The organism is Kaistella carnis (genome assembly GCF_003860585.1).
In the GTDB taxonomy this organism is placed as follows: Bacteria; Bacteroidota; Bacteroidia; order Flavobacteriales; family Weeksellaceae; genus Kaistella; species Kaistella carnis.
The window spans coordinates 747,712-759,596 of record NZ_CP034159.1 but is presented as its reverse complement, the minus strand read 5'-3'; the positions used below and the strand labels follow the sequence as shown (position 1 = coordinate 759,596).

Genomic DNA, 11,885 nt, shown 5'->3' with positions numbered 1-11,885 from the left:
GAAAAACGTTTAATTGTTTTTTTAATTTAAACAATTATCTTCTTCCTTAAATAAATGATCTAACAGGAAAATTTTAATTAATTCCCTCGTCAAGCAAGCGGTGTATATCGATAATCCCGTAATATTTACCCTGATCCGTTACGATTAACTGCCCAATATTTTTGTCTTTTAAAATTTGCATCGCCTCTTTGGCCAGAGCGTTTTTATCAATACTTTTGGGGTTTTTACTCATAATATCTTTGGCAATGAAAGAAGAAAGATCCAGCTCACTCATCAACATACGTCGTAAATCTCCGTCTGTAATTACGCCCGTAATTTCATCACCATTTGTTACAACCGTAATTCCATGGGTAGAACTGCTTATGGAAATGATAATGTCCCGCAAAGTAGAATCTTCCGAAACCTGAGGCTTTTGTGATGAAAGGAACTGATCAACTTTTGCGGTCAGGTTTTTACCTAAACTTCCACCAGGATGAAATTTCGCAAAATCTTTCTGTTGAAAACTGTTCAATTCCATTAGACACACAGCCAACGCATCACCCAGTGCCATTTGAACGGTAGTAGAACTGGTTGGTGCTAATTTAATAGGACAGGCTTCTTTTTCTACAAAAGTATCCAGGACCACATCTGAAAATTCTGCAAGTTTACTTTTCATATTTCCAGTCATGCCAATGAGGGCCGAAGAATAATCTTTTAGAAAAGGAAGCAGCGTTACGATCTCCGGTGAATTCCCGGAATTAGAGATACATAAGATCACATCAGTCTTCTGAATCACGCCCAGGTCACCATGAATTGCTTCTGAAGCGTGCAAAAATTGTGATGGAGTTCCCGTCGAATTTAAAGTTGCCACCATTTTATTTCCTACATGTGCGGACTTTCCAATACCTACAATGATTAATTTTCCTTTGGTAGAATTAATAATTTCTACCGCTTTTACAAACCGATCGTCGAGGCGATCTCGTAAATGACTAAGTTCTGTAATTTCGATGGAAAGTGCTTCTTTCGCGTGCTGAAGGATTTGCTGATTGTTCATAGAGTTCTGATAACCATTATATTACGTTTTTCCACGCAAACATTTGTGAATTTTGGGCAACTTTAAACTCATTACTTTTAAATTAGGTAAATTAGCGAATCACCTTTTTAATTGAAATAAATTTAAAGACTTACAGTTTAAAATTAAATTTCAAAAATTTCAAATTTGATTTTAATTTTTTAACTTTGATTATTATGCAAATTTAGGAAACAAATTTATATCAAAAATTAAAATCTGAATTTTCGGCAGCGAATACTGATCTCCAGAGGCTGCATCATAAAATTATAACTTAAAAATGAATACAATACCCACCGATTTATCAAAGGAACTCAAAAAATATTTCGGTTTTTCAACATTTAAAGGTCATCAGGAAACAATTATTAAAACCTTACTCAAAGGTGAAGATGTATTTGTTTTAATGCCGACCGGCGGTGGCAAATCTCTTTGTTATCAGCTTCCCGCCCTAATTTCTAAAGGAACTGCCATTGTGGTTTCTCCCTTAATAGCTTTGATGAAAAATCAGGTTGATGCGATTAACGGGCTTTCTTCAGTTGAAGGAATTGCGCACGTTCTGAATTCTTCGCTGAACAAAACCCAAACAAAACAAGTTTTTGACGATATAAAATCCGGAGTGACAAAATTATTATACGTCGCTCCGGAATCTTTAATTAAAGAGGAATATTTAGAATTTCTGAAAGAAGTTCCTATTTCTTTTGTAGCAATTGATGAGGCACACTGTATTTCAGAATGGGGTCATGATTTCCGCCCGGAATATAGAAACCTGAAAACCATTATTGATAAAATTGCAGATGTTCCCGTGATTGCTTTAACGGCAACTGCTACTCCGAAGGTTCAAGATGATATTCAGAAAACTTTGGGAATGAGCAATGCTGTTGTTTTTAAAGAAAGTTTTAACAGACCCAATTTATTTTATGAAGTGCGACCGAAGGTGAATATTGATCGGGAAATTGTAAAATTCATCAATGCAAGGAAAGGTAAATCTGGGATTGTTTATTGCCTGAGTCGTAGAAAAGTAGAGGAATTTGCTCAAGTTCTGCAAGTTAATGGGATTAATGCTTTGCCCTATCACGCAGGTTTAGACCAAAAAACACGCGTAATGAATCAGGATAAATTCCTGATGGAAGACGCCGATGTAATTGTTGCAACTATTGCGTTTGGAATGGGAATCGATAAACCCGATGTGCGTTTTGTTATCCATTACGATATTCCAAAATCTTTGGAAAGCTATTATCAGGAAACAGGTCGTGCCGGACGAGACGGAGGAGAAGGTTATTGTCTGGCTTTTTACGATCCAAAAGATATTGAAAAACTTGAAAAATTCCTGGCTCAAAAACCCGTTTCTGAAAGAGAAATTGGATTGCAGCTCTTGAATGAGGTCGTAGGTTATGTGGAAACTTCTATGAGTCGGCGACAGTACATTCTATATTATTTCGGCGAGCAGTTTGATCCGGAAAATGGTTTGGGCGCAAAAATGTGTGACAATGCCACCAATCCGCCGACCTTGAAGGATGCCTCAAAAGAACTGGCAATTGTATTGAAACTTGTCAAAGATCTGGAAGAGAAATTTAAGACCAAAGATTTAATTGCAGTCATTGTCGGGAAAGAAAATCCTGTAACTAAGTCGTATAAATTAGAAACTACCAAACATTTCGGAATCGGGAAAAAAGAATCGGAGAACTTTTGGAAATCAATTATTCGCCAGGCCACCGTTCAGAATTTCCTTCAAAAAGATATTGAGACTTATGGTGTTCTTAAATTAACTGAAAAAGGCCAAAAAGCATTAAAGGAGAAAAAGGATCATGTCTTTTTTATAGCTGAAGATCGGGAATATAATCTTGAACAAACTAAAGCAGCATCGGAGAAGGAACAGGGGCAAGCAGGCGGAGGATTGGATGAAGCATTGTTTGCTCAGTTAAAAGAATTACGCAAAACGATTGCGAAAAAGCAGGGAAAACCGCCTTATACCATTTTCATGGATCCGAGTTTGGAGGATATGACCGTACAATATCCCATTACGGTGCAGGAAATTGGCAATATCTATGGAGTAGGAGATGGTAAAGCGAAGAAATATGGGAAAGAATTTGCAGAATTTATCAAAAAGTATGTAGAAGAAAACAATATAGAGCGAACGCAGGATATGGTGATGAAAACGGTCGCCAATAAATCTTCGCATAAAGTTTTTATCATTCAAAGTACCGATAAAAAAATCGATCTGGAAGATATAGCCAAGGCTAAAAATCTTTCGATGGATGATTTGTTGAAGGAAATGGAACGGATTGTTTATCAGGGAACTAAGTTGAATGTTGATTACTATATTGATGAAAACTTTGATGAAGATATTGTAGAGGAATTTATGACATTCATGGGCGAGAGTGAAAGTGACAGTATGAAGATCCTTTTAGCAGAATTCGGTGACGATTTGAGTGATGAGGAAGTAAGAATGTTGAGAATTAAATTTATTTCAGATGTAGCCAATTAAATAAAGGTCATGGATAAGTCAATGATAGAAACAAAAAATGATTTGATTGAATGGATTGAAAACACCTACGATCTGGAGATTCTTCAAATGATAGAGGATTTGAAAAATAGGGTTGAGTCTTCATCATTACTTTCTGATACTGATAATGATTCTGAAAAGATAATTGAAAATAACTTTGATGAACAGTTTGCTGCGGGAATGACTTCGGAAGAATTATTGGAAAACATAGCGACTCATCTTAAGTCAATAGATTCGGAAGAACGAGCTTCAGTAGTTTCTGATATTGAAGCGGGATATAAGGTAAAAGATGATTTTGATGAACGATTTACAAAGGGTTTGACTTCGGATAAAGCACGAGAAAAATCAAAGGAAAAAGTGAGAGAATGGTGGGGGAAATAATTTATTCAACGCTGTTTGTTTCTGAATTAGATGATCTCGCAAAGGTTCTTTATCAACGAAAATATTTTAGTTTTGTAGAAGATGTCGATGTTTACATTGATAAAATTTATGACTTCGTAGAAAATAATGTCGAATATCCAATTTCGAAAATTTCTCCCGAAAATTTTCAAAAATACGGCAAGAAATATCTTCGCTACGATGCCAACAGCCAAACATCATGCTATATTTTCTTCGACCAAAAAGATCACCGGTTTCTCGTTAATCATATTTTAAATAACCATTCTCAAGACTTTCCGGAATTGTTGTAATTTAGCAATCAACCTTGTCAAGGCTTAAAACCTTGACAAGTTTTTTTAAACGCATGAAAAAAATCTCTATTCTCTTTATACTTCCCGATTTAGAAACTGGCGGCGCCGAAAGAATTGTCACAACAATTGCGAACAATTTGCCCCGCGAAAGGTTTGAGCCGAAAATTCTTCTTTTAAGAAAAGAAGGCGGTTATCTGGAATTTTTAAAAGATGATGTGGAAATTATTGATATTAAAACTCCCCGAATTCGTCATTCTTTAAAACCAATTTTAAAGGAGATTCGCAAACGAAAACCCGATATCGTTTTTAGTGGATTCGGTGAGGTCAATGCATATCTGTCTTTATTTATCAGGTTTTTCACAAAAACAAAATTCATTGCCAGAGAAACAAATGTAGTTTCTAAACACGTTACCCGAAAAGAAATCCGATTTTTTTATAAATTCTACAATAACTACGATAAGATTATTTGTCAAAGCGACGATATGCAAAATGATCTGATTGAGAATTTTAAAATCAAAAAAGAGAAACTGATTAAGATTAATAATCCGGTTGATTTTGAATTTATTAATGAAAAATTAGCAACTTCAGAAAAGCCGGGATCTTTTAAAGATGATTTTAAAAATATCGTTGCTATCGGGAATCTATCTGCCAGGAAAGGCTTTGATAATTTGCTTAAAGTTTTCTCTCATTTAAAAGATGAAAAATTATTGCTTCATATTTTAGGAGATGGACGAGATAAAGAATTGCTTCGTCAAATGAAAAAAGATTTGGGATTAGAGAATGTTATCTTTCATGGACAGCAAAGAAATCCTTATCAGTTTTTAAAGTTCGCAGATTTGTTTATTCTTTCTTCCCGTTACGAAGGTTTTCCAAATGTTTTGTTGGAAGCCGGCGCGTGCGGAACTTATTCTTTGGCGAATAATTGTCCGGGTGGAATTACAGAAATTATTCAACCTGGAATGAATGGGGAGATTTCTAATATTGAAAATCATGAGGAATTCGCTGGTAACATATTGCGGAGTCTCCAACATAATCACAATTCTGCAGCCATCAAAAACTCTATTTCCTCTCGCTTTTCGAAAGAAATTATTCTGGATAAATATGAAAATATTTTTAAAGAAATTGTGATTTAAATCATATTAAAATTTTATTATTTGTAAACTTTTCATATTTCTAAAATATTTATTAAGCTGATAATCATTGTTTTAAATTAAATTATTTGTAAACAATTTTTTATTAGAAGATACTTCTGTATATTTATTTCGTCAAAAAAATAATTATGGAAGCAACTGCCTTAGCAAAAAAAATAAAAACTTATACGTACGATGAAGCAATTCAATCTTCTTTACAATATTTCGAAGGTGACGATTTAGCAGCCAAAGTTTGGGTGAGTAAATATGCCTTAAAAGATTCAGAAGGTAATATTTACGAACAAAATCCGCACGATATGCATCACCGGATTGCGTCCGAAATTGCCAGAGTTGAAGCGAAATATCCAAATGCACTTTCAGAAGAAAAGGTTTTCGATCTTATTAAAAAATTCAAATATATCATTCCACAAGGAAGTCCGATGACGGGAATTGGGAATGATTTTCAGATTGCTTCACTTTCTAATTGTTTTGTAATCGGCAGCGGAACGCAAAGTGATTCTTACGGAAGCATTATGAAGATTGACGAAGAGCAAGTTCAATTGATGAAACGCCGTGGTGGAGTTGGACACGACTTGTCGCATATTCGTCCGAAAGGTTCTGCGGTAAAGAATTCTGCTTTGACTTCTACTGGTTTGGTTCCGTTTATGGAAAGATATTCTAACTCGACGCGCGAAGTTGCGCAAGATGGAAGACGAGGTGCTTTGATGCTTTCTGTGTCTGTAAATCATCCGGATTCTGAAGATTTTGTTGATGCAAAATTGGAGCAGGGAAAAATTACAGGAGCCAATATTTCCGTGAGAATTGATGACGAGTTTATGAAAGCCGTTGTCAATAAAGAAAATTATATTCAGAAATATCCTATTCACAGTGCAAATCCGAAGTTTCAAAAGGAAATAAGAGCAACAGATCTTTGGAATAAAATTATTCACAACGCCTGGAAATCTGCGGAACCTGGAATTCTTTTCTGGGATACCATTATTAATGAATCTTTGCCGGATTGTTATGCCGATCTTGGCTATGAAACGGTTTCCACCAATCCGTGTGGCGAAATTCCTTTGTGTCCGTATGATTCTTGCCGATTGTTGGCGGTGAATCTTTTCTCGTACGTTGAAAATCCGTTCACGAAAAAAGCGAAATTTAATTTTGAATTATTCAAAGAGCACGTTGGTTATGCCCAAAGAATGATGGATGATATCATCGATTTGGAAATTGAAAAAATCGATGCGATTCTTGCGAAGATTGAATCCGATCCGGAAGGTGAAGAAATAAAAGCAACAGAGAAAAATCTTTGGACAAAAATCCGTCACAAAACAATTGAAGGGCGAAGAACCGGCGTTGGAATTACGGCGGAAGGCGATATGTTGGCTGCTTTAGGAATTCAATATGGAAGTAAGGAAGGAAATGAATTCTCAACATTGGTTCATAAAACTTTGGCTTTGGCGGCTTATCGTTCATCCGTAGAAATGGCGAAAGAAAGAGGAGCGTTCGCAATTTATGATGCGAAAAGAGAAGCGAATAACCCGTTCATTTTAAGAATGAAAGAAGCCGATCCAGCATTGTATGAAGATCTGAAAAAATATGGCCGACGTAATATTGCTTTGTTGACGATTGCTCCAACTGGAAGTACGTCGTTGATGTCACAAACCTCCTCTGGAATTGAACCTGTATTTATGCCTGTTTATAAAAGACGTAGAAAAGTCAATCCAAATGATCAGGATATTCGCGTAGATTTTGTAGATGAAGTTGGCGATTCCTGGGAAGAATATTTGGTTTTACACCACCGTTTTAAAGAATGGATGGAAGTCAATGGAATCGACACCGACAAAAATTATTCGCAAGAAGAATTAAATAAGATTATTGAGCAATCGCCGTATTACAAAGCGACTTCCAATGATGTGGATTGGTTGAGCAAGGTCGAAATGCAGGGTTCGATTCAGAAATGGGTAGATCATTCAATTTCGGTCACGATTAATGTTCCGAATGATGCGACGGAAGAATTGGTGAATCAACTCTACATCAAAGCGTGGGAAGTTGGTTGCAAAGGCGTGACGGTTTATCGCGACGGTTCACGTTCCGGAGTTTTGATTTCTGCAGACGATAAAAAAGAGGAAAAAGCAGAAATGATTACGTCGGTTTTTCCAACGAAAAGACCGCATGTTTTAGAAGCAGATGTCGTTCGTTTTCAAAATAATAAAGAAAAATGGATTGCTTTCGTTGGTTTGATTGAAGGTAAGCCTTACGAGATTTTCACTGGTTTGGCAGATGATGAAGAAGGGATTTCAATTCCACGTTGGGTTAATGATGGTGTGATTATTAAAAACCAAGATGAGAATGGAAAATCGCGTTATGATTTCCAGTTTAAAAATCAGCGTGGTTATAAAACGACAATTGAAGGACTTTCTCACAAGTTCAAACCCGAGTTCTGGAATTATGCAAAACTGATTTCCGGAACTTTAAGACACGGAATGCCGATTGAAAATGCGGTGGAATTAATCAACCGTTTAGAACTCGATTCTGAATCCATCAACAACTGGAAAGCCGGAGTTGCACGTGCTTTAAAACGCTACATCGCCGATGGAACTGAAGCCACTGGAAAATGTTCAAGTTGTGGTTCTGACCAAGTGGTTTATCAGGAAGGTTGTTTGACTTGCAAGAATTGTGGGAATAGTAAGTGTGGGTAAAACCTCATTTTAACATAAATAATAATGGGCTGTTTTATTTTTTTTGAGACAGCCTTTTTAATGGTTTTTTCTGAAGAATTAGGATATGAAGGTCGCTCCGTAGAAGCGGTATCTTTGTAGAATATGAATTATAAGAACGGCGCGCTCCAGAGGAGCGCTATCTTTTTACAGAATTTTTATCAATAAAATCAATCTCATCCTTATTCATTCTTCTTAAAAAGCCAGAATTACTAATTGGCGATTTGAAAAGATTTACCAGTAAAGCAATCGTAAAAGCAATACAGGAGAATCCAAGAGAAAGTAGAAAAGAATTTATGTTGGAGATTTTCAAAAAAGAAGCTTTAAAAAGTTCTAATGTTTCTAATTACCAATTTTGGAGACATGATAATAATCCGATAGAATTGTGGAGTACTCCTGTCATTAAACAAAAAATAGATTATGTTCACCAAAATCCGGTGGAAGCAGGTTTGGTTTATAAAGCAGAAAATTATGTATATAGTAGTGCGAGAGATTATGCTGATGAGGCTGGACTTTTAAGTGATATTATTGTGTTTAGATCTTTTGGTTAGAAACGGAGTGGTTTAATATTGGCCACACGAAAGGATTCGTGCGGCAGCGAGGATTCGTACGGGAGCGTGGGAATGTTTTTTATTACTTCAAAATGGTAGTGTTTCACTAACTGTGTAAGTTGAAAAGTTATTCTGAAAAATTTTGAGCCTTCAAAAGCTCAAAACTTTTTCGGAAATAACTTTTTACTATTTTTAAACTTTATACAGTTATGATCGACAAAGAAGAATTATTAAACAACAAGGATTTCTACAAATCCTTCAAGAGTGGAGAAGATTTAACCTCTTTCTTCAAAACAATGCACAAACGAGCCGTAGAACATATGCTCGAAGCCGAATTAGATGACCATCTGGATACCGAGAAACATCAAAAAACAAAAGACGGAAATTATCGCAATGGCCATCAAACCAAGAAGATAAAAACCTCTTTTGGCGAAGATGAAATTAAAGTTCCGCGGGATAGGGAAAGTACTTTTGAGCCAGCCTTAGTTCCCAAAAGGCATAATATTATTGAAGGTTTGGAAAATGTTATCATCTCATTTTATGCCAAAGGAATGAGTGTAAGTGATATTGAAGATCAGATCAAGGAAATGTATGATTTTGATGTTTCAACATCCACAATATCCAGGATTACCAATGCGGTTTCCAGTGAGATTGTCGCTTGGCAAAATCGGCCACTAGAGGATTTATACCTCATTGTTTGGTTGGATGGAATTGTTTTTAAAGTCCGTGAGAACTCAAAAGTTATCAACAAAACCATTTATCTTGCCGTTGGTTTAAGACGGGATGGAAGAAAAGAAGTTCTGGGAATGTGGCTTGGAAAAAACGAAAGTTCCAGTTTTTGGATGAGCGTTTTAACTGACATAAAAGCACGTGGCGTAGAAGATATACTAATCACTGCAACGGATAATCTCAATGGATTTACCCAAACTATTCGCAGTGTTTTCCCACAATCTCAAACTCAGATCTGCGTGGTGCATCAGATTAGAAATGCTTGTAAATACGTAGTTTGGAAGGACAGAAAAGCCTTTACTTACGACATGAAACACATTTACAACGCTCCCACCAAGCAAGCCGCAGAAGCCGCCTTAAATGATTTTGCAGAAAAATGGGAATCTAAATATTCGTATGCCATCAAATCCTGGAGAGATAATTGGGATGAATTAACGGTATTTTTCGAATTTCCGGTGGAAATCCGTAAAATCATTTACACCACCAACTTAATAGAAAATCTCAACGGAAAAATAAGAAAATATACTAAAAATAAAATGTCTTTTCCTACTGATGATGCGGTTTTAAAGTCAGTTTTCCTTGCCTTAAGAGAAGCAACAAAAAAATGGACAATGCCGATTCGAGATTGGGGAATCGTATTAAATCAATTTATGCTTATATTTGAAGAAAGGCTCAAGTTATAAAAAACTCAAGTCTTAAACTTTTCAACTTACACACTTTGCGGGACAGTGTCTTCAAAATCTTATTTTAATATGTATTTAAATTAATTCCATAGATCTTTTGATTCCTCATATAAATATTCTTGTCTCTCAAGTATTTCGCTATAACCCCATTTTTCGTAGTCAATTAAAGTTTTTGTTATCGTTAAACGAGATTCTTTATAATATTCTTTTTTATTATTAAAATCTTTATTTCTTGCTTTAATATTTTTCTTGTCTTGCAATATCGTGAGATTGCCCAATCTATTCAAATAATCTTTATATTCAAACTCATCTGAATCGAATAGGATTTTCCATTCTCCTGCTGGTTTTTGCGGCATAATATGTTCTATATGAACATCTTTATTGGTCCAATCAACACTTTCAGAATGCTTACGAGTAATTCTATCTAAGACCATTTTTGAAACTGACCCTTTCATGCTAGATAAAACAAATTCGCTTTTAAATTTTTCTTCTTCTTTAAAATTTAGATGTTCTTTAATTGTATTAATCGCATTTTCTACATCTAAATCATCGACTAATGATTCGCTAACTTGGTAATAGAATCTTTCAAGCTCTTTTGGGTCTTTTCTAAGAATGCTATGTCTGAATGTTAGAGAATCTATTGCTTTACAAACTTTATCAAAATTCTCATTATTTAATTTTCTGACAGATGCTAAAAGAAGTGGAAAACATTTATTTACGCCCATTGCTTTTAAACTATTTAAATATACTTTGTCGTTACTTGGATTAATAAATGCAGTATAATAATTTGAAGCTAAAAGTAAATCTTCGATGAATTTAGATGGGCCGACTTTTGAAATTAATGCGCCATACAATTCAAAAACATATTTTTCGGGTGCCGGAGGATAATTTTTCTTCTCCCACTTTTCTAATCCACGTTTTTTATCAAGTTGTTGTCTTAAATTTTGGCACTCATCAATTGAGTTCAAATAATGAAATAGAAAAACATCAAGATTACCATTGTTTTTTTCAATTCTACTGCGTATTTCGTCCCAATTATCAATTGCTTCATCAAGTTCGAACGGTTCGATATTATGACAAAGTTCATTTTTTATTAAATCACCTTGCGTTAACTCAAGACCACGAGCATTAATAGTTTTGAAAAGTAATAACTTGTCTGACTGTTTTTCTGCGGTCATTACAATGAACTCACTTTTAATAACTTTTTCTGTAAATTTTGTTAATCCATTTAATCCTTGATCTTTAATAATTTCAACAATCCTTTGGTCGAAAAATTCCAGACTGTTAGTAAGATTTTTATGGGATCTTCTTCTTCCATCCTTATGAGCGGAAAAGTCATCGTTGCGTATAATAGCTTTAAATAAATATTTATCTCTTTTTCCTGTTTCTAATCGAGGTTCTGAAGATGAAATATCATTTGATAAATCGTTTGGGTCAATAACAAAGAGTAATGAATTAATTCGTTCAATTGCTTTGTTTTTATCAGAACCATTTAGAGCTTTAAGAATGCTGTATAATAGAAGAAACAATGTTGTCATTCTCTGCTGTCCGTCAACAATTTCCATTTTTTTAGAATTATCAGATTGATACAACAATAGCGAGCCTAGAAAATGTCCATCATCATCAGAGTCAGAAATATCATAAAATAAATCTGCGACCTGTTCTAAATTCCAAGAATATTCCCTTTGATAAAGTGGAACCGTAAAGGTTTTGTCTTTTAATATATCAGTAATTTTTAATGGTTCTTGAGATACTTTCATATTTATCTAATTGTTTTTATCGTATGTTTTATTTTTTGTTGATCCAAATATACAAAGATTTTAAACCATAAA

9 protein-coding genes are annotated in these 11,885 nt (G+C 34.9%); 7 read left to right on the top strand and 2 right to left on the bottom strand.

Annotation, left to right across the window (positions count from 1 at the left end; genetic code table 11):
* Positions 1 to 73 precede the first annotated feature (73 nt).
* Positions 74 to 1,033 (bottom strand): KpsF/GutQ family sugar-phosphate isomerase, encoded by a 960-nt coding sequence (locus tag EIB73_RS03400; protein ID WP_125022645.1) that lies wholly within the window; start codon positions 1,031 to 1,033, stop codon positions 74 to 76.
* Between the two features lie 295 nt (positions 1,034 to 1,328).
* Here EIB73_RS03400 and recQ point away from each other — a divergent pair, with 295 nt between their 5' ends.
* The 7 genes from recQ to EIB73_RS03365 all read left to right on the top strand — a co-directional run bounded on the left by recQ (position 1,329) and on the right by EIB73_RS03365 (position 10,053).
* Positions 1,329 to 3,533, top strand: coding sequence for a DNA helicase RecQ (recQ, locus tag EIB73_RS03395; protein WP_125022643.1), 2,205 nt, complete (start codon positions 1,329 to 1,331; stop codon positions 3,531 to 3,533).
* A gap of 9 nt (positions 3,534 to 3,542) precedes the next feature.
* Complete coding sequence (locus EIB73_RS03390; RefSeq protein WP_125022641.1) at positions 3,543 to 3,932, top strand: hypothetical protein; 390 nt, start codon at positions 3,543 to 3,545, stop codon at positions 3,930 to 3,932.
* Entirely contained in the window at positions 3,917 to 4,240 is a 324-nt protein-coding gene (locus tag EIB73_RS03385; protein ID WP_125022639.1) for a hypothetical protein, read from the top strand. The genes EIB73_RS03390 and EIB73_RS03385 overlap by 16 nt, the downstream gene beginning before the upstream one ends.
* A 53-nt stretch (positions 4,241 to 4,293) precedes the next feature.
* Positions 4,294 to 5,373, top strand: a complete 1,080-nt coding sequence (locus EIB73_RS03380; RefSeq protein WP_125022637.1) for a glycosyltransferase — start codon at positions 4,294 to 4,296, stop codon at positions 5,371 to 5,373.
* 146 nt (positions 5,374 to 5,519) lie between these two features.
* Complete coding sequence (locus EIB73_RS03375) at positions 5,520 to 8,072, top strand: adenosylcobalamin-dependent ribonucleoside-diphosphate reductase (protein WP_125022635.1); 2,553 nt, start codon at positions 5,520 to 5,522, stop codon at positions 8,070 to 8,072.
* A 242-nt stretch (positions 8,073 to 8,314) separates the two neighbouring features.
* Positions 8,315 to 8,641 (top strand): hypothetical protein, encoded by a 327-nt coding sequence (locus EIB73_RS03370; RefSeq protein WP_185144628.1) that lies wholly within the window; start codon positions 8,315 to 8,317, stop codon positions 8,639 to 8,641.
* A gap of 209 nt (positions 8,642 to 8,850) precedes the next feature.
* The gene (locus EIB73_RS03365) at positions 8,851 to 10,053 is read left to right on the top strand and encodes an IS256 family transposase (RefSeq protein ID WP_125022633.1); all 1,203 of its coding nucleotides are present in this window, start codon (positions 8,851 to 8,853) and stop codon (positions 10,051 to 10,053) included.
* A gap of 80 nt (positions 10,054 to 10,133) precedes the next feature.
* Here EIB73_RS03365 and EIB73_RS03360 read toward each other — a convergent pair whose 3' ends face one another.
* Positions 10,134 to 11,813, bottom strand: a complete 1,680-nt coding sequence (locus EIB73_RS03360) for a DUF262 domain-containing protein (RefSeq protein WP_125022631.1) — start codon at positions 11,811 to 11,813, stop codon at positions 10,134 to 10,136.
* Positions 11,814 to 11,885 lie beyond the last annotated feature (72 nt).